Raw genomic sequence first — 20,395 nt, forward strand, 5'->3', positions numbered from 1 at the left:
CGGATTGTCTTCGCTTTGCCCCTTCGCCACTCCGCCACCTTGCCACTCTGCCACCTTGCCACTCTGCCACTTCTCTCCTCCGTACTCTTCCCGCGTGTTTCGCGGCATCTCGCTCGCCAATAAGTGCCTTCTCCTGTTCGGCGGCGCCGTTGCCGCGATCGTTCTCGCGGCGCTGGTTTTCCCGTTCTTTCGGATGAACTCGCTGGTCGACGAAGGGCAGCTGGAGCTTTCGCGCCAGATGGTCGACCACTGGGAGCAGGCCGAGCGTCAGGTCAAAGCGGCGTCGTTCGGCCTGTTCGATCCCTCGGTGCTGACGTCCCGCCCGCGCCAGCCGCTGCGGTTTGTCGCCAAGGACGAATACCCGAAACCAGGCACAGAGGGATACGCCGGCGTCCCCGCGAAGCGCATCGGACTGTCGGAAGCGAGCTCGATCGGCGCGAACGACCGCTTCGTCGCGCGCGCGATCGCGGCCCTCGAATCGGACCCGGCGCGCCAGGATTTCCAGCAGGCGCGCTGGGCCGGAACGATGCGCGAGTACCGCTACGCCAAGGCTGTGCGGGCCGACATCGAAGGAACGCAGAAGCTCATCGGGCTGGTGCTGCTCGATCGCTCGAGCCACGAGCCGATTCGGCTTCTGCTGATTAACACGGCGTATTTGTTTTCGGCCGGGCTGTTTGTTTCCGCCTTTGCTGTGCTGATGTTCTATCTCATCACGCACCACCTCATCCTCCAGCCGGTGCGCACGCTTAAGACGACGGCCGAGCGCGTCCGCGAGGGCGATCTCACCATCCGGTCCGAAATCACCACCGGCGACGAATTCGAAGAACTCGCCGACACGTTCAATCTGATGCTGCACGACCTCGAGAACCGCCAGGTCGAGCTCCGCGCACTCAACGCCGCGATGAACCTGAAAGTGGATGAGCTCACGCAGTCCAACTCGGCGCTCTACGAAGCCGCGAAGCTCAAGGGCGATTTCCTCGCCAATGTCAGCCATGAGCTGCGCACGCCTCTCAACGCCATCATCGGTTTCGCCGACCTGCTTATCGAAGTGGCGCAGGCCGAACTCGCCGCCGGCGACGACTCGACGCGGCTCTCCAAGCGCCTTCGTTTTCTCGAGAACATTCACAACGCGGCGCGAGACCTGCTCGAAATGATCAACGGTCTGCTCGAGATGGCGAAGATCGAAGCCGGCCGCTACGAACTCCGCATCGAAAAAATGAACCTGCAGACGACCTGCGAAGCGCTCGCCGGCCTCATCTTCCCGCTCGCTTCCCAGAAAGACGTCAAGGTGAATCTCGAAATCGCGCCCGACCTGCCGCTCGTCGAGACCGACGTCAAGAAATTCCGCCAGGTGATCTTCAACTTCCTTTCCAACGCCGTAAAGTTCACGCCCGGCGCCGGTTCGCCGGGCGGCCACAAGGGCGAGATCACCCTGCGCGCCGAGCGGCTGATCGGCGCACGGCCTGATACGGAAGAATCACCGGCGGATCGCGTCCGAGTCAGTGTGATCGACAACGGCCCGGGCATTGCCCCCGAAGATCAGGCCCGCATCTTCGACAAGTTCCAGCAACTCTCCGGTGGACACGCGCGCGAGCACACCGGCACCGGCCTCGGTCTTGCCATCTGCAAGGAACTCGCGGGCGTGCTGCAGGGCGAGATCCAGATCGTCAGCGACATCGGGCGCGGCAGCATGTTCAGCCTCATAATGCCGCTCCATCCCGATCCGGGAATCTCGCGGGAAACCGAAGCGGAAGCCAGGTTCCGCGGCGCGCTCCGAAGCGCGGCCTCGGCAACCCCGTAGCGCGACCCAAGTTGCGACCAAAGTTGCGACCCAAAGCCCGTCGCCCCGCAATCGGCTATCCGCCACCGTCGATCGCCGACTTCGCTCGGACCGCGTGGCTTGAGCCGCACACGACCAATACCCGCTCGCCCTTCGCGCACAGATCGAGCACGCACCGGGCCATCTGCTCTGTCCGCACGTCGCGGCTGGCCTCCGCGATCTCCGAAAGGTACCCCGGCCAGCCGAACTCGTCGCTCGTGTCGCGCCAATCGGGCAAGCCGCGGAAATCTCGCGCCCAGACGCGATCGATCTCTCGTACGCTCGCGAACGAGTTCTCCAATCCCCGCCAACGCACGCGACTCGCCCGATTGCTCTCGAGCGCCGCATCCGGATCCGCCGGCTTGCCGTGCCGCAGGTCGCTGACGTACGGCCGCAGAATGTAGAAGAGCGCGACTCGTTCTTTCGGAAACCGATTCAGCATGGCGCTCGTCTCGTCATCGCGCGTCGGTTCCCACGACCAGGTGGGGATTCCCGAAGACCGCGCCAACGACAGCGCCATGCCCGCCTCACCAAATTGTCGGACCGGATCGCCCAGCCCCGCGATCGGCGAGCCGGGGCGGCCTTCGACCAAGACAACCGTGGGTGAGAACTCCTTAAAGAGCCGACGCATTTCGGCGATCTGCTTGCACTCCGGGTCCTTCGTGTGCTCCGCACCGAACACAAGCGCCTCGCCCCCGGCGACGCGAGCGCGAAAGACAAACGGCCGCGCGTGCGACGGCAAAACCCTGTCGTACTCGACCGCACTCATGATGGGAACCACGAGCCGCGTCGCCGCGTCCGGTTGATATCGTGCCGGCGACCTCCACGCCACTTTCAACATCCAAAGAGAAACAAAGAGCGCGAGCCCCGCCGCGATCCCCGCGACCCACCGAAACGCCCGTCGCCATTTCGTTGCCATTCCCACTTCATGGGTTTCCGCGCCAATCGATTGCGGCTTGTACCGCCAGAATCAATTCCGCATTCCGCATCCCCATCACATCCTCACCACGTTCTCAAAATACCTCAGCCGCACGCGCTCGCGCCACGTCCCGGGGTCGAACAGGTCCACGCCGGCGACATCGATTCGTACAGGTCGATCGAGCCGCCGGTGCCGGCGCTTCAGTTCGAGCGCCAATTCCACGAGCCGCTCGCGTTTTTCCTGGTCGACGGCCTCTTCCGCCGGGAGAAACGGCGCCTCCCATCCGCTCTTCACCGCGCGCGCCTTGACCTCGATCAGTATCAGAAGCGACTCGTCGTCCGGCTCGCACACAAGATCGATCTCGCCTTTCGAAAGCCGCACGTTCCGATCGAGCACGCGTAGCCCGCGCCTCTTGGCATACCGCGCCGCGGCCGCCTCGCCACGGCGACCAACAAACGCCGAGTCGTAGTCCGACCTGCCCAAAAACCGCCCGATTGCTCGCAGCGTTCCTCTCATGCCCTCACCCATCTCAACTAGTTGGATTGCGAATCGATTCCGAAGACACGATCTTCCGCGAGGGCGAGCAATCGATCGGTCATCACGTCCACATCCGTGAAGCTTGCCCGCTTCTTCAGGCGATCGACGAACTTGTACTTCTCGTAATCGTTCTTTCCCTGCGCCAGTCGGTTCTCGAGAAACAACTGTGCCGCGTACAGGTCTTCCGATACCTTCCAAATCCGCTCGAGCTTGATCCAGTAGGCGCTTCCCCGGAATGAAATCGGTCCCACCCATTCGCCCGGCTTCAGTTTGCGCACTTCTTCGTTCAGCTCCTTCGGGCCGAGCAGGTCCGCTTTCGAATAGTCGCCCTCGAACGGACGGTTGAGCAGGCGATCCTGCTCATCCATGTAGGCGGTCTTTTCTTCTGCAATCTCATCAAAGGTCGTTCCCGACGCGAGCAGGCCGCGGATGCGGTCGATTTCCTTCGTATCTCTTTCCGAAACGGTGAAAATGAGGAACGATGCGATCGGCGCCGGATTGAACATGTCGTAGTTCTTCTCGTACGCGATCTGAATGTCGCGCCAGCTCACGTTGGCGCGGCTGTAGATTCTGGTCTGCAGAATGAATCTGATGAGCTCCTGCTGCTCGCGGTTCTTCATCGTCTGATCGAGAGATGTCCCATTCTGCGCTGAAAGATTCTCGTTCGCCGCCGCCTCGATGCCCCGGTTCTCAGCGACAACTTCGCTCCGCACCGACTGAAGCCAGTTGAAGAACCCCGCTTTCTGTTCGGGCTGCAACTGATTCAGCGCCTCGGCCCGCAGCACTTCATCTTCGATGATCGCGTCGAGTTTCTGCTGAATCTGCGTGCGCGCAAACTGCCTCCACGCCTTCTTCGCCAACTTGGGGTTCGCCTTGTACATCTCTTCGTACTTGGCTTTGAGGCGATCGATCATGTCGTTGAGAAACGCCGAGGCGTAGATCGCGCGGTTGTTCACGTCGCCGACCTTCGCGTCCACAAAGACCGGGCGACCGACCGGCTCGGGCATGCGCGCGTTGAGCGTCGGTTCGCCCGGCTCGGCCGAAACATCGAGAAGTCCCTCGCTCGCGGAGACCGGCCCCGTCCGCAGGGGCCGGGCCGCCGTCGGTACTGCTTCGTCCTTGCCGCTCGCGGGTTGGGGCCCGGCCGCCGCCGCGGGAGCCTGAAACTCCGCCGCCGTGATGGACTTGGTCGCGGGCCTGACCGCTGTCGCCACGTTGCCGGACGAACAACCCCACAGGCTCACGGAGGCGAGAATCACGCCGACCGCCGCCTTAGCATTCAACTGCGGCGTTGCACAATCCCTTGCGCGATCACGAGAGGTTTTCATGTCGAACGCAGGCCCTTCCGGTTCAAGTGGGGGATCAAGTGGTGGGGCGGGCGGAGGCGAGGCTCCCAAGATTATCATCGATACGGATTGGAAGAGCCAGGCTCAGGCCGAGAAGGAAAAGCTCGCGGCGGCAGAGTCCGCCAAAAAGGCTCAGCAGCAGGCGAAGACCGATGTGGGCGGACCCGGCGCGCCGCGCGAAGAAGGCCCTGTCGGCATCCAGGATCTCATCTCGCTCCTCGTGAGCCAGACGCTGATGTACCTCGGTGCGGTTCCCGATCCGCAGTCCGGTCGCGCCATCGTCGCGCCGGAATACGCCAAGCTGCACATCGACATGCTCGCGGCACTCGAAGAGAAAACCAAAGGCAACCTTTCTGAGACCGAGTCCAAACTGCTCAGCCGCGCGCTGCACGAACTCCGCATGGAGTACGTCGAGATTTCCAATTACGTGAACAAAGCAATTGCCGAGGGCAAGATCAAGCCCGGCGCTGCGGGCGTCGGATCCGGCTCACCGGGGATTATCGGCGCAACGGGAAGCGTGCCGCTCCCGCCCTGATTTGTCGCGTGAAAAAGTGGATGACCGACGGCGCGCCGCTACGATGCGATTCGTCGCGATTTCGCGCCACTTTGCGCGGATTCCGGCGTCTCCGGGATGCGCTTCGTGACCAACCCTCCGCCTTCTCAAAAGACCGGCTTCTTCGAGCGGCACTACTTCCTGCTCCGGCGGCTTCATTCATTCTCCGGCATTGTGCCGATCGGCGTTTTTCTCATCAACCACCTGCTCACGAACTCTTCCGCCGCGTGGGGTGCGCTCGTCCTGCGCGAAGGCGGCGAAGTCGCGGCAAACGCACCATGGTGGGTCCGGGGCGGCGAGTATTTCTGGCGCGAAGTCCGCTGGATCAACACGCAGGTTCCCAATCTTGTTCTGATCGAGATCGCACTCTGGGGCGCGATCATCTTTCACTCCGTGCTCGGCTTCTACTACGCGATGTCCGGCTCGGCCAACACGCACCGTTACGCATACCAGGCGAACTACCGCTATCGCCTCCAGCGCATCAGCGGCTACCTCGGAATCCTCTTTATCTTCTATCACGTCGCAACTCTGCGATGGGGTTGGACGTTTCTCGTTCCCGGCGGCACAGTCTGGTCGCACGAGTTCGCGGCGTCCACGCTCGCCCAGGTTCTTCGCGGAGCGAGCGAAGGGATCACGCTCGCCGGTCTTATCGTTTCGCTCGGTTACTTCATCGGCGTGACGCTCCTGGTCTTCCACTTCGCAAACGGCTTGTGGACCGCGGCAATCACTTGGGGTCTCACGATTTCCGTTCCCGCGCAGCGTCGCTGGGGTTACGCCTGCGCCGGCCTCGGCGCGGTCCTCATGGTCATGGGTTGGGTTTCCATCCTGACCTTTGCGACCGCGGATCCCGCGAAGCTGCGTCAAATGGAAGAACGAGTGGGAATGGTGCATCCAAGCGCCGGTTCTCTCGAAGTCACTTCGGCGAGCACAGCGGCCCAATAGAGAGGTTCCATTGTCCGAGCATCGCGTCATCGTCGTCGGGGGTGGATTGGCGGGGTTGTCCGCCGCGGCACGCATTGCCGAAGCGGGCACGCCGGTTGATCTCTTCTCCGTTGTTCCCGTGAAGCGGTCTCACTCTGTGTGCGCTCAGGGCGGCATCAACGCCTGCAACGAGGTCGCGCGTCAGCAGGGTTACTCCGAATACGAACACTTCGACGAAACGATCTACGGAGGCGACTTTCTGGCCGATCAGCACCCGGTGCTCGAGATGGCCAACTCGGCTCCGCGCATCATCGATCTGCTTGATCGCATGGGGGTTCCCTTCAACCGCACCGGCGAAGGAAACCGCGATCTTCGCCTCTTCGGCGGCTCGCTCTTCAAGCGCACGCACTTTTCGGGCGCGACAACCGGCCAGCAGCTCATCTACGCGCTCGATGAACAGGTGCGCCGCTACGAGTCCGAAGGCAAGGTCACGAAGTACGAATTCTGGGAATTCCTCTGGCCGGTGCTGCACGAAGGGCGCTGCGTCGGCATCGTCGCTCAGGACATGCGCACGATGCAGATCCGCTCCTTCCGCGCCGACGCCGTGGTGATGGCGACCGGCGGCTGCGGGCTTGTGTTCGGCAAGAGCACCAACAGCATCATTTGCACCGGCGCCGCCGCGGCACGCTGCTTCCGCGCGGGAGTGTGGTACGGCAACCCAGAGATGATCCAGGTCCACCCGACCGCGATCCCGGGCGCCGACAAACTCCGCCTCATGAGCGAGAGCGCGCGAGGCGAGGGAGGCCGAGTCTGGGTGCCGCGCAAACCAAAAGACTCCCGTGCGCCGAAGGACATCCCCGAGAGCGAGCGCTTCTACTTTCTCGAAGAGAAGTACCCGGCTTACGGCAACATCGTGCCGCGCGACATCGCGACGCGCGAGATCTTCGACATCTGTGTCAACCACGGCATGGGTGTCTACGGAGAGAACCAGGTCTACCTCGATCTCACGCACAAGGACCCGGACTATCTCACCCGCAAGCTCGGCGGCATCCTCGAGATCTACGAAAAGTTCGTCGGCGAAGACCCGCGCTTCACACCCATGAAGATCTTTCCCGCGGTTCACTATTCGATGGGCGGTTTGTGGACGACGTACACCAAGGGTTCGTACAACCCCCAGACTCCGCTCGCCAAGCACAAGAGCGGTGCTGCTTCTCCGATCGATTCCAAAGTCGGGCAGGGCATGCAGTCCGGCGCGATCAACAACTCGATGACCAACGTGCCCGGGCTCTACGCGTTCGGCGAAGTGAACTTTGCGTACCACGGCGCCAACCGTCTCGGCGCCAACGCGCTGCTCTCGTGCATCTTCGACGGTCTCTTCTGCGGCGTCTCGGTCCTCAACTTCATCAAGAACGAAGCTCCCGGCAAGAACCCGGCTTCGGGTCTGCCCGCCGACTCCTTCGATGCGGTTGTCAATCAGGAGGCCGCGAAGATGAAGCACCTCGTCGACGGTGCGAAACCCGGCAACTCCGAAATCGCGACGAATCCGTACCACATCGGCAAGGAACTCGGAGACGAGATGACCGCCGCGTGCACGGTCGTGCGCACCGAGCAGCGGCTCAAGCAGTGCCTCGCCAAACTCGCCGAACTGAAGGATCGCTTCGGCAAGGTCCGACTCGGCGATGGTGCGAGTTGGACCAATCAGTCTTTCGGGTACACCCGTTCGGTCGGCGACATGCTCGTGCTCGCCGAAGCCATCGCGCTCGGCGCGCTCGAACGCAGGGAGAGCCGCGGCGCCCACTATCGCAGCGACTACACCAGTCGCGACGATGCAAACTTCATGAAGAGCACGCTCGCACGCCACGCCGGCGGCACGACGACGGTCGAGTTCGTCCCGATCGATGAGTCGCTCATTCTCCCGACCGCGCGGACCTACGGAAAGAAGGAGGCATCACCCAAGGCGCCGGCCGCGCCCTCGCTCGCGACCGCTGCTTCATAACGCAATCTCACAATGGCTCCTCGACTTCCACATCCCGATGATCCGCACCCGCACTCGGGCGGCATGGTTCCCGGCTTTGAGCAGATGCTCGATCGTGCTCGCAAGGTGACCGACGCAACCGGTTGTCCGATTGTTGGCGGCATTGCGGCAATCCTGCATGGAACCGGCCGCACGACGCGCGACATCGAAATCTACTCAAGCGATTTCCGTGCCACACAAGAAGCGATGCTGGAGCCGGTTTCAAGTGGAACGCCAAACGCCGCGAACACGTCGTGGACGGCGTACCGGTGCACATGGTTGCCGACGACTCTCCGGGCGGTCCACCGAAGAGGATCAGCACGATCAAGGGAATCAAGGTGATCAGCCTTTCCGATCTTGTTCGGGGTAAATTGACCGTCGGGCTCGAAGCCATTCATCGAGCGAAGGACATCGCCGATGTGGTCGAATTGATCCGTGTTGTTCCGCTGAAAAAAGACTTTGCGGCAAAGCTCCCGAAGCATCTTCGCTCGGCGTTCAAAGGACTCGTTGAACAGGTTCACGGGAAGCGTCATACGTATCTTCCCGCCGCTCAGTTTTGGAAGAAGTACGCATGACCTCAGTCGCTTCCCACTCTCCCCTCCGCCGCGCCGCGACACCCGATCGCACGGTCATCTTCCGCATCAAGCGCTGCGACGGGCCCGGCAAGCCCAGCCGCTGGGAAGATTTCAAGGTGCAGGTTCCCAAGAACGCGAACGTGATCTCGTGCCTGCAACAGATCGCCGCGAATCCTGTTACCTCCGACGGCAAGTCCGTCACGCCGGTCGTGTGGGATGCCGGTTGCCTCGAAGAAGTCTGCGGCGCCTGCACCATGGTTATCAACGGCAAGGTGCGCCAATCGTGCTCGTGCCTGATCGATGAGTACGCGCCGGGCGACGGCGACGTCATCACGCTGGAGCCGATGACGAAGTTTCCTGTGGTGCGTGATCTGTGGGTCGACCGCTCGCGCCTCTTTCACAACCTCGCGCGCGTCAAGGCGTGGGTTCCGATCGATGGGACTTACCACCTCGGTTCGGGTCCGAAGGAAACTCCCGCCTCGCAGGCAACGCACTACGTGCTCTCAACCTGCATGTCCTGCGGCTGTTGCCTCGAAGCCTGCCCCCAGTTCAATCTCGAAGAAGATGCCTCGAAGTGGGACACCTCATTCGTCGGCGCGCATGCGATCAGCCAGGCGCGCCTCTTCAATGAGCACCCCATAGGCAAGGAACTCAAAGGCGAGCGGCTCGATGCGCTGATGGGCGAAGGCGGCATCAACGACTGCGGCAACGCGCAGAACTGCGTCAAGGTCTGCCCCAAGAACATCCCGCTCACCGAGTCGATTGCGACCGTCGGTCGCCAAACGACCCTTCACGCGATCGCTCAGTTCTTCCGGGGTTGATTGCCACGCGCAAATTGGATCGCGCCCTCTAGCCCTCAATATCAAGCCGCGGCTTCGCCGGTGTTCTTTGAGGCTCGGTCCGTTCCTGGTGATCTTCGCGCGCATCTTCCTGATCGTTCGGGGCGAGCCCCTTCACCGCATCGACCGCTTCCGCGGCATCCACAATCTCGACGCGATCGATCGCTTCGCGCCGGATCTCGCGCCCCTTTTTTGGCGGCTCGGGTTGCGGGCGCGGTGCGACTTTGTCCGTTTGCTGGATATTCGCGATCGCGGATGCGATGGCCGAGGGAACCGCGCTCATGCTCTAAGCATCGGAAAATCCAGACCTTCCGGCCCGAAATTTCCCCGACGCACTGGCCGAATTGCAAATGAAAACGTCCCGCAATCGCCGTCAAGCTGCCGTTTTTCGGACGCCGTGTGTTGATGGCACGTCCAGCGAAGACCGTTGAATTGCAAATTCCGAAATCCGAAATCCGGAATCCCTTCATACCCCGATCGTGTTCACACCGCAATCGACGTAGATAGTTTCGCCGGTGATCCCCGCCGCGAGATCGCTGACGAGAAACGTCGCGGTATTTCCGACATCCGCGCCCTCGACATTGCGCCGGAGGGGAGATCGCTCCGCGTTGTGTTCGGAAATCGAGTCGGTCCCCGCGACGGCACTGCTCGCGAGCGTGCGGAGGAACCCGCCGGAGATGCTGTTGACGCGGATCTTGTCCGCGCCGAGTTCCGCCGCGAGGTAGCGTGCGGTCGATTCGAGCGCCGATTTCGCGACCCCCATGACGTTGTACCCCGGAACCACCTTTTCCGCGCCGTAGTAGCTCATACACAGGATGCTGCCGCCCCCGGAGCGCTGCATGATGGGGTGCGCACGCCGGGCGAATCCGAGGAGGGTGTACGCCGAGATGTCGATCGCCGAGAGATAGGCTGCGCGGGGGGTCGTTATGAACTTGCCGTGCTGGAGATACTCGCGATCGGCGAACGCGATCGAGTGGATCAGGAAGTTCATCTTGTCGAACTTCTCGCTGTAGGCGCTGAACGCCGCGTCGATCTGTTCGTCGCTCGAGGCTTCGAGCGGGAAGCACCAAGAATCCTGCAAATTGAGCGACTCGAGTGCGCGCCGGGTGCGCCGTTCGTTTTTCTCTCCGGGAAGGTGCGTGAAAGCGCATGTAGCACCGTGCTCGGACAAGCTCTTGGCGATATGCCACGCGTAGGAACGCTCGTTCGCGACACCGATGATCAGCCCGACTTTTCCGCTCAAAAGACCCATTCGCAGAACTCCTTCGTAGTTTCCCAAGCGAGTTTAGTCGCGTCCCCGGGCGTCGCGCGCCGGGACTTGGCGTACGCTCGGGCGTGAGCCGCGATTTCAACACGCTCTCTCTTCCGGCGCTTTTCCGTGCGCTCGGTGCGCCCGAGGCGACGCGCCGCCTTGCCGCGATCGCGCGCGATGAAGATCTCGGCAAGCGGGGCAAACCGCGCGACGTGACGAGCCGCGTCGCGTCGGATTCCGCCGGACGGGCGCGCGCGTTCATCCGTGCCCGCGAGCCGGGAGTGATCGCCGGTCTGGCCTGCATTCCGTTTCTCGCGAAGGCGTTTTCGAGGCGCATCCGGTTCCGCGCGGCGAAGGGAGTCGCCGACGGCTCCGCGTTCAAGCGGGGGCAGACCCTGGGAACGCTCGAAGGACCCGCGCGGGACATTCTTACATTCGAGCGCACGCTCCTCAATCTTCTCTCGCGCCTCGCAGGTATCGCGACCGTCACGCACGAGTACGACCGCGCGATGCGCTCCAAAGGGCCGGTTCGCGCAAAGCTGCTCGACACCCGCAAGACCACCCCGGGCCTTCGCGTCCTCGAGAAATACGCGGTGCGCTGCGGTGGCGGCTATTGCCATCGCATCGGTCTCTACGACGCCGTGCTCATCAAAGACAATCACATCACAGGCGTAGCTCTCAAAGAACTCACCGAATGGACGGAACGCGCCGCACGCAGAGCGAGCAAGCTCAAGCCCCGGCCGCGATTCTTCGAGATCGAAGTCGATTCCCTCGCGCAGCTCGAGCAAGTTCTCTTTGCGCGCATCGCCAATCGTCCTGCCGCGGACATCATCCTGCTCGATAACATGGCGCCGAAGACACTCGAAATGGCCGTGCGCTGGCGCGATGAACTCGCACCGCAAGTCGCGCTCGAAGCTTCCGGCGGAATCAGCATTCGCACGATCGCGGATGTTGCCCGCGCAGGCGTAGACCGCATTAGCGTCGGCGCCCTGACGCACAGTGCGCCGATTATCGATCTCGGCCTTGACTTTTCCTGATTCGTTCAGCATTGTTCATCCGCCATGACGGAACCTCCGCTCGAATCCTGGCAGGACGCCATCGAATCCTTTATTCGCTCGCGTGAGATTTCATTTATTCAGCGTGTCGTCGTTCTTCGCGAGACGGGATCGACGCAGGAAGCAGCGCGTGCCGCCGCCGGCAACAGCGGGGGCACGCTCGTCATCGCCGATCGCCAGACCGCGGGGCGCGGTCGGCTCGGTCGTGTTTGGATTCAGGGTTCCGCACCCGACGACTCGCTGCATTCTGCGCCCGATCGCGGGCTTGGTCTTGCGACCACCATCGCGCTCGTCGGTTCGGACTTGTCGCCGCCGAGGCTCTCGATGGTCGCGGGGCTCGCGGCGCACGGTGCATGTGCGCCGGCGATAGCGGAGTCGTGCGTGCTCGGCCTGCGTTGGCCGAACGACGTGGTCGAGCGGGAAGGCGAGCAGCGGAAAGTCGCGGGCATCCTGGTTGAAAAACAGGGGAAAGTTGTGCTTGTCGGCTTTGGCATCAATGTGCGCCACGATGCGGACGACTTTCCCGCGACCCTTGCCGGGCGCGCGGTTTCGCTTCGGCAACTCGGTTCGGCTGACTCGCGACTCGATGTTTTGCTCAGGCTCATCGCGGAGATGCAGAAGGCGCTGCGGATGTCCGCGGAATTGATCAGCGCGAAGTGGTCGGCGCTCGACATTCTCGTCGGCTCGCGCCGCACCATGATCCAGGCGGGCAAGCGCTACGAAGGGCTTGTTCGTTCGATCCAGCCGACGAGCCATATCGAGATCGAAACCAAGGAGGGAATCGTGCAGTTGCCGTCGCTGACGACGGCGCTTGTGCACGACGAGCACGCCTAGCGATCGATTGAACCGGCGATTTTCCTTGCGAGTTCCGCGCCGGCGCCGTGATCGAACGATTTGCTCTTCCAGCCGATTCCGAGTCCTTCGTTCTCGAACTTCGGGATGATGTGGAAGTGGACGTGCATCACCACCTGGTGCGCGCTCGCGCCGTTATTCTGCAGCACGTTGTAGTCGCTCGCGCCCGTCGCCTTCATCACGGCGCGGCAGAGGCGTGGCAGCACGCGACCGATTGCCGCGGCAGATTCGTCGCTCAGGCGATCGAGAGTCGGGACCGCTTCCTTGGGAATCACGAGCGTGTGGCCGGTGCTGAGCGGGCCGATGTCGAGAAACGCGAAGACTTTGTCGTCTTCGTACACCTTGTGCGAGGGAATTTCGCCTTTGATGATTTTGGAGAAGATGGTCATGGCAGTAGAGTAATCGAAGCCGGTGAAAGACGGGAGAACGCGGAGGAGCGGAGAAAGCGGAGTTTCGCGGAGGGGAATGGAGTAGAGGGAAAGCGGATGTTCGCGAAAGAAACGTGCGATTGCTCACGGAGCCCATCGGGAGTTGCATCAATTCTGCCATGCTCCGTTCCGCGGCATTTTCTCCGCGCAACTCCGCCAAACTTTGCCTCTCCGCGTTCGCCCGGTCCTTTCACTACGATGGGAACGTGACCGCGACTGCTTCCCGCCCAATTCGGACGCTTTCTCCTCTTGTTGCGAGCCAGATTGCCGCGGGCGAGGTTGTGGAGCGCCCGGCGAGCGTCGTGAAAGAGCTGGTCGAGAACTCGATTGACGCCGGCGCGACGCGCATCGAAGTTGAACTCGAACAGGGCGGTATTGAGCTTGTTCGCGTTTCGGACGACGGCGGCGGCATCGCGAAAGACGATCTGCCCCTCGCGCTCGCGCCGCATGCAACGAGCAAAGTCGGGACGCTCGAAGACCTCGACCGGATCGCGACGCTCGGGTTTCGGGGCGAAGCCCTCGCATCGATCGCGTCGGTCTCGCGGCTGACGCTCCGCTCGCGCACGCCCGATTCGAACGAAGCGTTTGAACTGAAGAGCGAGGGCGAAGCGCGCGAGCCGATTGCGCCCGCATCGTCGCCGGTCGGCACGACACTGAGCGTGCGGAATCTGTTCTTCAACACACCGGCACGACGCAAGTTCCTGAAGACGGTCGGCACCGAACAGGGACGCTGCGCCGACACGCTCACGGCGATCGCGCTCGCGCATCCGCTGATCGGGTTTGTGCTCCGTATCGACGGAAAGATGGTGTTCGATCTGGCCCCGAATCAGTCGCCGCAGGAACGTGCGCTTGCGCTGCTCGGGAGCGAACTCGAGCCGGAGATGCTGGTCGTGCAGTCGGATCAGCATGATTCGCGCGGGGTGTCGCTTTGGGGCCTGGTTGGAACTCCGTCGATTGCGAGAGCGACGAACAAGAGCCAGCATGTGTTTGTGAACGGCCGCGCGGTGCGCGACCGAACCGTGCAGCACGCGATCATGCAGGCGTATCGCGGATTGATCGAGCCCTCGCGGTTTCCGACCGCCGTGCTGATGCTCGAACTCTCGCCCGAAGCGGTCGATGTGAACGTGCACCCGACCAAGGCCGAGGTGCGCTTTCGCGATTCGAGCCTCGTGCACTCGGTCGTGTACCACGCGATCTCCCGCGCGCTCAAGGCGGCGGACCTCACGCCGACGTTCTTTGGTGGAAGTGGGGCTGGAAGCGGGGGAGGCGGGAATGCGCCAGCCGCGTTCGAGGTGAAGCACCCGACCGCGATCATGCCCTCGCCGTTTCAGCAACCGGCGCACCTGACAAACCAAACGAACGGACCGGCGCAGACCGAGGCATTTGTCGAATACCTGCGGCGGTTTACGCCGGGCGTCGATCAGCTCACGTTCCCGCTGAGGACCATTCCGCAGAGCGCCCCCGCTGTCGCGGCGGCGGATGGCAACGGCGCGCAGTCCGATGCGCCGTTGGATGCGCAGGCAAATGGGCAAGCTGCGCACGCGAGTTCGACTTCCGCGCCGGAAGGTGAGGTCTATTCGCCCAAGCGCGTGGATCGCATTCTGCAGGTGCACAACTCGTACGTCGTGACGCAGGACGATCAGGGGGTTGTGATCGTCGATCAGCATGCGCTGCATGAGCGGGTGATGTTCGAGGCGCTGCTCGCTCGGGTGGGACGGGGAAACCTGGAATCGCAGACGCTGCTGACTCCGGCGCTGATCGACGCGACGGCGGACCAACTCGGCCGGCTGGAAGAGATGAAGCCCTTGCTCGAGCGCATCGGCGTAGACGCCGAGCCGGCGGGGCCGCGATCGATCGCGGTGCGGTCGTTCCCGAGTTTTCTCTTCTCGCGGAATGTCGATCCGATCGAGTTCATGGCGGATTTGTTCTCGCTGACGGATGAAAACGAGGAAGGTGACGAGCGCCCGTCGGCGAAAGCAGCGGCGCCTTCCCATCCGACATCCGACATCCCAAACCCGACATCGAACGAGCGTCTGCTCCGCGATGTGCTCGACATGATGGCGTGCAAGGCGGCGATCAAGGCGGGGGATCACCTTTCGGATCTGGAACTCGATGAATTGCTGCGCCTGCGCGAAGCGGTGGAGCGGTCGAGCAACTGCCCGCACGGACGGCCGACGACGGTGCGGCTGACGATCAGGGAATTGGAGCGGCTGTTCGGGAGGGCGTGATCTGTTCCGCAGGCTGGAATTGTTTCATATGATTCAGCGTGACGACGTCGCTTCCTCATTCTTCTTTCCTCCTTCAGCGGATGGTGGACGCGGTGGAACAGGTTCGAAATCGACTTCTCAAAGCTTGTGCGACGCTGCGCGCGGCGAACATCGATTACGCGGTCGTTGGCGGCAATGCGGTCGCAACTTGGGTTGCTACCGTGGATCAGGCCGCCGTGCGAAACACGCAGGATGTTGATCTGCTTGTTCGGCGCAGTGATTTCAATCGTGTGAAGGCGAGTCTTGAAGCCGCGGGTTTCACATATCGGCGGGCAGCGGGTCTTGAACTGTTTTTGGATCAGGGTGCATCGAGTCCACGCGATGCGGTGCACTTGGTTTTTGCGAACGAAATCGTGCGAGCCGGGGAACCCGCGCCGAATCCGGGCGTGGAGGAATCTACCGATCTTGGTGATTTTCGGGTGATCAATCTCGAGGCCTTGGTGCGCATCAAGCTGACTGCATTTCGCGACAAGGATCGAACTCATCTGCGCGACCTCATCGGAGTCGGGCTGGTGGATGCGGCATGGATTTCGAGATTGCCCGGCGAGATGGCCAAGAGGCTGCAGTCGTTGTTGGACACGCCGGACGGATGAGTTCGAGTGTTCGCTGAATCCCGAAATCTGTTGCTCAGTACGAATGAAAGAAGTCCCACGCGATTCGGAGGATCGCGCCGCTCATGCCGCAGATAAACCACATCGCGGCGATGCGGAAAACGCAGACTCCGGCGGAGCGGACGAAACGGAAGATGGCGCTGCTGTGTTCGCGTGCGAGCTTTCCGGCGCGCTCGATGAGAACAGCGAGGACGAGGTTGGCGAGAATACCCGCGAAGAGGACGAGCCACGGCGCGAACGGCAAAATGAATGCAGAGAATGTGGCGACGATTCCGAGCGCGGCACTGCCCCAAAGGGCGAGTTCGGCGAGAGAGTCGCGTCTTTGTTTGGCCTCGAGAATTGCCGCGGCATTGCGTCCGGCGCCGCACTCGGGGCAATATGGAGTTGACGGGACTCCGTCGAGGTTGTAGCCGCACTCGGTGCAGTTCACGCCGCGGATGTTACATTCGGCCGGTTGGTAAGTCTGTGATCGAGGCAGTTGGGGAGCGAGCAATCACCTGTTTAGTATGCGGGGAAGCACAAACGTGGTGCAAGGCAAACTCTTCGACTCCAGGAACATCCGCCCGCGCAGAAGCGCGCGATCGTGTGCGGCATTGCTGCTCACTTCTTTCGCTTCACCATCGCATCGACCCACACCGGCACGTAGGGGATGATGCAACCCTTGGAGACGGGCCAATCTTTGTAGAGACTGACTCTTTCGCCGATGGCAACAGCGCATTTGCGGAGGTTGGCGTGCTTGATGCCGATGGCGGCGAGCGTGTTGTTCATGGTCCACTGGATTTCGGGCTTGGCCTTGGCGAGTTCTTTGTCGATGCGTTTGAGCAAGGCCTCGGGGTCGTCTTCGCTCGTTCCCTTGTTGATGGCGCTGGCGGTGAAGTGCCAACCGGCGCGCGCGGCCCAGGGATTGCGCGGGCTTTTGTCCTTCATCCACTTCTTTCGCAGCGCGTCCTTGTCCGCGTGCTGCGCGACGATGTAGGAGTTGAACCAATCGGCGACGTGGGCGAAGGTCGTGGCCCGGGTGAGAGTGTCCACTTCCGAAGCGGAGAGCGACTTGGGATTGAGAAGCAGACACGCAAGGAACTGAGCGTCAACGTTGCCGGTTTTCCAGAGTTCGAGCGCGAGCGCATGCTTCTCGTCGGGCTTCGCCTTGATCTTCTTGGCGATGGCGCGGATGTCGCCGTGCTTCACGCCGAACTGGTTCTTGGGCGCGCCGTTCTTGGCGTTGTGTTTGCGCCGGGCTTCTTCGCCTTTGGATTCGAGTTCGGCGAGGAGTTGTTTGATGGTGGGGGAGGTGGGAGAGGTCGTGGTGGGCATGAGGGGAGTTTATTGCGTGGGTGCGAGAGTGGAGGTACGCGCGCCCGTTTCACGGGCGGAGATGGGATGGAGAGAGCTTGACCAGAGGCTGCGCCTCTGGCAAAGGCCGGGCGCCCATGTCATGGGCGAAAATGGAGGAACGTGGCGCATCGGACAAGCTGGACCGGCTGCCAGAGTCCGGTGCAGGCGAGCACGCGGTTGCTCTTCATTCCTTGTCAAATTTCTTCATGAACACTTGGAACTGCCACGCATCGGAGCCGGCGGAGCCGAAACGTTCGATCGTTTCCAGAGCACCGATTGCTTCGGCAAATGCAGCTTCATCCGCGAATGGGGTTCGTGCGTGCAAGAACTTTACAAATGGGAGTGCGGCTTGCGCGGCTAGGGCTGACTCCGGTCCGAGCTCGGCGCTGCCTCGAACGAGCATGTAGAGCAGGGAGCCAACGCCGCTTGGGACCAGATTGTCGATGAGCACGAAATGTTCTGGTTCAGAACAGAATGTGCCGAGCCACCATGCGCCAAAAAGTTCGTTGAGTGGGCGATCTGGAGTCTCGTCGTGAGTCTGCAAGAGCGCGCATTCGTACGGATTGCCATCACCCGCGTAGGCGTACTTTCCTGTATCGAGGTTGTGCTTGAACTCCGCGGCAATCGAGCCGGCATCTCTGCCGTAGTCGGCGCTTGCAATGCGCTGGAGTCGCTCGAGAGAGAGACGCTTGCGTAAGAACGCGCGGAGCGGATCTGGGGAGGGAACGGGACTAGACATGCGGTTTGTCCGGAAGATTGAAGCCGCGGAAGTCTACTTCGCCGCGGGCGCGGCTGAGTTTGAAGGTCGACTGATGTCGGGGAATCTGCTGTCCTGGCGAGTTTTCCCGGCGATGCTGTACGATGATTCGGTCATCGCGGAGATCGGAGTGATCACCGTGATCGCAAAGTGCACGCGGCATTGCTTGCGATGCCGCCGGTCTTCAGAGGAGACCCACATGGATTCTCTCACGCACCTGTGGCTTCCGATTCTTGTTTCGGGCGTCGGGGTTTGGATCGCCAGCTTCATCGCGTGGATGGCGATCGGGCACCACAAGAAGGATCGCGACGCGATTCCGGATGGGCGCGAGCAGGAGTTCATGGACACGATCACGCGGCTGAACATCCGGCCGGGGAATTATGGGTTTCCGGATTTTTGTCAGCACGATGCGCTGCCGCGGGAGGAGCGGATGGATGCGCTCAAAGCGCTCTACGACAGGCATCCGCAGGGCCTGCTTCGTGTGTGGGCGCCGACGAACATGGGCTTGAACATGCTTCTGACATTCTTGTTTTATCTGGTGACGAGCGCGGCGATTGCGTATCTGACGTGGGAGTCGCTCGGTCGGGGCGCGAGCGTTGGAAAGGTTTTTCAGATCGCGGGGACGGCCGGGATCCTGGCGTATTGCTTCGCGACTTTTCCGCACGATGTGTGGTTTCAAAAAAAGCGGCGTGCGATGGCGATGGACTGGATCGATGGAATCGTCTTCGGGCTGATCACGGGCGCGATCTTCGCGTGGATGTGGCCGAGGTGAGTGCGCCGGCGAGAGCGTCCCGCCGAAGCGATTGATGGGTGCATCGAAGGGAACGGCGCATGAGGAAGATCAGGATCCTCGAGCACATTTCGGTGGACGGCGTGATCGCGCCGGGCGGACCGGATGATGACAAGGAGTACGTGCACGGCGGATGGACCGCGCCGTATCGGAGTGCGGGCGGCGCGGAAGCCGTTGCCGCGGCACAGGGAGAGAAATTCGATCTGCTGCTCGGCCGGCGCACGTACGACTTGTGGGCGGGATACTGGCCGAAGATCAAGGGAGGCCTGTTTGCGGATCGGATCAACGGCGCGACGAAATATGTCGCGACGCACCGGCCGGAGAGTCTTGCGTGGGGTCCGGCCGAGGGACTCGGCGCGGACATCGTTGCGGGCGCGGGGCGTGTGAAGTCGAAAGAAGGGCCGGATCTGATTGTGTGGGGGAGTTCGACGCTGACTTCGGTGCTGCTCGAAGCGGGGCTTGTCGAAGAGGTCGTGCTGTTCGTCTATCCGATCTTGTTGGGCGGGGGCAAACGATGTTTTTCAGAGAGTGGAGGGCCGCAGGGGCTTGAGCTTGTGAGCACGAAGACGACACCGACGGGCGTCCTCATGAATACGTACAGATATGTCGGGAAGCTGCAAACAGAGATGGTTGGGAAGCAATCCAGATAGATCCGGTTCGGTGGGCAATTTTCTGGTCGGGCCAATGTGCTGACAAGGGCAGATTTCCTTCGCGCGAATCAGTTCGCGCTCGAAAGTAAAGAGATGACCGGCGCGCTCATGGCGAGAATGGAGCCAGGGGTCGCGGACAACCTGCTGCACATCGACGAGATTGCCGCGCATAGACCGACTCAGGAAGGCGGAATCGTTCCCGTCCGAGGCTTGCACAGCCAAAGAATGCTCATCAAACTGAGTACGGACGTCATCGCCGATCCACCGAAAATCACGATTGTTTTCCATTGCAGGTCTAAGTGTGGATGTAACACCTCGGCAATCGCTTGCCCGATTGCGCGCACCAAAGTGATGGCGGACAAAAGGAAAATATGCGCAGCCATGCCGCAAATCGGTCCTGCCCAGAACGATCGCGTTTCGAAGCGGACGGACGGCGAAGGTTTGAACGCCAACATCGCAAGCAGACCTCCGAGGGCCGAAGTTGTCAATCCTGCGAGAACCCAAGGTGTGGAATCACCTGGCCAAGTCAGCGCGATCGATGCGGCCGCGATTAGGAAAACCCAGAAATAGCCTGCCGTCGTCATTTTTCGGCGGCTCGCCGAAGCCCGTACGCGCGCCGCCCCATCGGCCTTTCCACCGCACTCGGGACAACGCGCGTCCGGAGCGAGTCCGTCGATGTCGTAGAAGCACCAAGGGCAACTTGCCGCACTTTCGGGCATTTCCGGCCTCGCCGAAACTCTTAGCAGGCTGTTGAAAAACTCCAACCAGTCGCAATTTCGAACCGCCATCTACCCTCGCGACCCGGGTCTGAGGGCCAGAAAGTTGTCTGCAATGCGTCGGCGCAGTAGGCACAATCAGAATTTCAACAGCCTGTT

Annotated in this window: 22 protein-coding genes; 12 read left to right on the forward strand and 10 right to left on the reverse strand. The window is 61.9% G+C overall.

The window, feature by feature from the left end:
* Window positions 1–94 precede the first annotated feature (94 nt).
* Window positions 95–1,801 carry a HAMP domain-containing histidine kinase gene (locus KF691_05955; protein ID MBX3388982.1) on the forward strand — a complete coding sequence of 569 codons (1,707 nt, stop codon included), beginning with the start codon at window positions 95–97 and terminating at the stop codon, window positions 1,799–1,801.
* A 55-nt stretch (window positions 1,802–1,856) separates the two neighbouring features.
* Here the strand turns inward: KF691_05955 and KF691_05960 are convergent, their stop codons facing one another.
* From KF691_05960 to KF691_05970, 3 genes are all read right to left on the reverse strand, one after another.
* On the reverse strand, window positions 1,857–2,738 hold the full coding sequence (locus KF691_05960; protein MBX3388983.1) for a hypothetical protein: 882 nt from the start codon (window positions 2,736–2,738) through the stop codon (window positions 1,857–1,859).
* A 75-nt stretch (window positions 2,739–2,813) separates the two neighbouring features.
* Window positions 2,814–3,254, reverse strand: a complete 441-nt coding sequence (locus tag KF691_05965) for a YraN family protein (protein MBX3388984.1) — start codon at window positions 3,252–3,254, stop codon at window positions 2,814–2,816.
* 17 nt (window positions 3,255–3,271) lie between these two features.
* On the reverse strand, window positions 3,272–4,534 hold the full coding sequence (locus tag KF691_05970; protein ID MBX3388985.1) for a peptidyl-prolyl cis-trans isomerase: 1,263 nt from the start codon (window positions 4,532–4,534) through the stop codon (window positions 3,272–3,274).
* Between the two features lie 67 nt (window positions 4,535–4,601).
* Between KF691_05970 and KF691_05975 the strand changes: the two genes are divergently transcribed.
* From KF691_05975 to sdhB, 5 genes are all read left to right on the forward strand, one after another.
* Window positions 4,602–5,156: a DUF1844 domain-containing protein gene (locus KF691_05975; protein MBX3388986.1), complete on the forward strand. Its 555-nt coding sequence runs from the start codon at window positions 4,602–4,604 to the stop codon at window positions 5,154–5,156.
* A 105-nt stretch (window positions 5,157–5,261) separates the two neighbouring features.
* Window positions 5,262–6,116: a hypothetical protein gene (locus KF691_05980; protein ID MBX3388987.1), complete on the forward strand. Its 855-nt coding sequence runs from the start codon at window positions 5,262–5,264 to the stop codon at window positions 6,114–6,116.
* A 10-nt stretch (window positions 6,117–6,126) separates the two neighbouring features.
* Window positions 6,127–8,091: a succinate dehydrogenase flavoprotein subunit gene (gene sdhA / locus KF691_05985; GenBank protein ID MBX3388988.1), complete on the forward strand. Its 1,965-nt coding sequence runs from the start codon at window positions 6,127–6,129 to the stop codon at window positions 8,089–8,091.
* Between the two features lie 272 nt (window positions 8,092–8,363).
* On the forward strand, window positions 8,364–8,684 hold the full coding sequence (locus KF691_05990; protein MBX3388989.1) for a hypothetical protein: 321 nt from the start codon (window positions 8,364–8,366) through the stop codon (window positions 8,682–8,684).
* Window positions 8,681–9,505, forward strand: coding sequence for a succinate dehydrogenase iron-sulfur subunit (gene sdhB / locus KF691_05995; GenBank protein ID MBX3388990.1), 825 nt, complete (start codon window positions 8,681–8,683; stop codon window positions 9,503–9,505). The genes KF691_05990 and sdhB overlap by 4 nt, the downstream gene beginning before the upstream one ends.
* Before the next feature lie 28 nt (window positions 9,506–9,533).
* Here sdhB and KF691_06000 read toward each other — a convergent pair whose 3' ends face one another.
* Window positions 9,534–9,806, reverse strand: coding sequence for a hypothetical protein (locus KF691_06000; GenBank protein MBX3388991.1), 273 nt, complete (start codon window positions 9,804–9,806; stop codon window positions 9,534–9,536).
* A gap of 183 nt (window positions 9,807–9,989) precedes the next feature.
* Window positions 9,990–10,775 (reverse strand): enoyl-ACP reductase, encoded by a 786-nt coding sequence (locus tag KF691_06005; protein MBX3388992.1) that lies wholly within the window; start codon window positions 10,773–10,775, stop codon window positions 9,990–9,992.
* 83 nt (window positions 10,776–10,858) lie between these two features.
* On the opposite strand from KF691_06005, the gene nadC reads away from it, so the two are divergent.
* On the forward strand, window positions 10,859–11,812 hold the full coding sequence (nadC, locus tag KF691_06010) for a carboxylating nicotinate-nucleotide diphosphorylase (protein ID MBX3388993.1): 954 nt from the start codon (window positions 10,859–10,861) through the stop codon (window positions 11,810–11,812).
* A gap of 24 nt (window positions 11,813–11,836) precedes the next feature.
* Window positions 11,837–12,664 (forward strand): biotin--[acetyl-CoA-carboxylase] ligase, encoded by an 828-nt coding sequence (locus tag KF691_06015; protein MBX3388994.1) that lies wholly within the window; start codon window positions 11,837–11,839, stop codon window positions 12,662–12,664.
* Here KF691_06015 and KF691_06020 read toward each other — a convergent pair.
* Window positions 12,661–13,071 (reverse strand): HIT family protein, encoded by a 411-nt coding sequence (locus KF691_06020; protein ID MBX3388995.1) that lies wholly within the window; start codon window positions 13,069–13,071, stop codon window positions 12,661–12,663. The two genes, KF691_06015 and KF691_06020, sit on opposite strands and share 4 nt — an antisense overlap.
* A 245-nt stretch (window positions 13,072–13,316) precedes the next feature.
* Between KF691_06020 and mutL the strand changes: the two genes are divergently transcribed.
* Both mutL and KF691_06030 read left to right on the forward strand, forming a co-directional pair.
* Window positions 13,317–15,338: a DNA mismatch repair endonuclease MutL gene (gene mutL / locus KF691_06025; GenBank protein ID MBX3388996.1), complete on the forward strand. Its 2,022-nt coding sequence runs from the start codon at window positions 13,317–13,319 to the stop codon at window positions 15,336–15,338.
* A 38-nt stretch (window positions 15,339–15,376) separates the two neighbouring features.
* The gene (locus tag KF691_06030; protein MBX3388997.1) at window positions 15,377–15,970 is read left to right on the forward strand and encodes a nucleotidyltransferase family protein; all 594 of its coding nucleotides are present in this window, start codon (window positions 15,377–15,379) and stop codon (window positions 15,968–15,970) included.
* A gap of 34 nt (window positions 15,971–16,004) precedes the next feature.
* Here the strand turns inward: KF691_06030 and KF691_06035 are convergent, their stop codons facing one another.
* The 3 genes from KF691_06035 to KF691_06045 form a co-directional block, all read right to left on the reverse strand.
* Entirely contained in the window at window positions 16,005–16,418 is a 414-nt protein-coding gene (locus KF691_06035) for a hypothetical protein (GenBank protein MBX3388998.1), read from the reverse strand.
* Window positions 16,419–16,588: 170 nt separating this feature from the next.
* Entirely contained in the window at window positions 16,589–17,302 is a 714-nt protein-coding gene (locus KF691_06040; protein ID MBX3388999.1) for a DNA alkylation repair protein, read from the reverse strand.
* Window positions 17,303–17,507: 205 nt separating this feature from the next.
* Window positions 17,508–17,867 (reverse strand): hypothetical protein, encoded by a 360-nt coding sequence (locus tag KF691_06045; protein MBX3389000.1) that lies wholly within the window; start codon window positions 17,865–17,867, stop codon window positions 17,508–17,510.
* A gap of 412 nt (window positions 17,868–18,279) precedes the next feature.
* Here KF691_06045 and KF691_06050 point away from each other — a divergent pair, with 412 nt between their 5' ends.
* A complete protein-coding gene (locus KF691_06050) occupies window positions 18,280–18,852 on the forward strand; it encodes a hypothetical protein (protein MBX3389001.1) in 573 nt (190 codons plus the stop codon).
* A gap of 59 nt (window positions 18,853–18,911) precedes the next feature.
* Window positions 18,912–19,520 (forward strand): dihydrofolate reductase family protein, encoded by a 609-nt coding sequence (locus KF691_06055; GenBank protein ID MBX3389002.1) that lies wholly within the window; start codon window positions 18,912–18,914, stop codon window positions 19,518–19,520.
* A gap of 179 nt (window positions 19,521–19,699) precedes the next feature.
* Here the strand turns inward: KF691_06055 and KF691_06060 are convergent, their stop codons facing one another.
* Complete coding sequence (locus KF691_06060) at window positions 19,700–20,308, reverse strand: hypothetical protein (GenBank protein ID MBX3389003.1); 609 nt, start codon at window positions 20,306–20,308, stop codon at window positions 19,700–19,702.
* Window positions 20,309–20,395 lie beyond the last annotated feature (87 nt).

This window comes from Phycisphaeraceae bacterium, from assembly GCA_019636555.1.
Taxonomy (GTDB): Bacteria; Planctomycetota; Phycisphaerae; order Phycisphaerales; family UBA1924; genus JAFEBO01.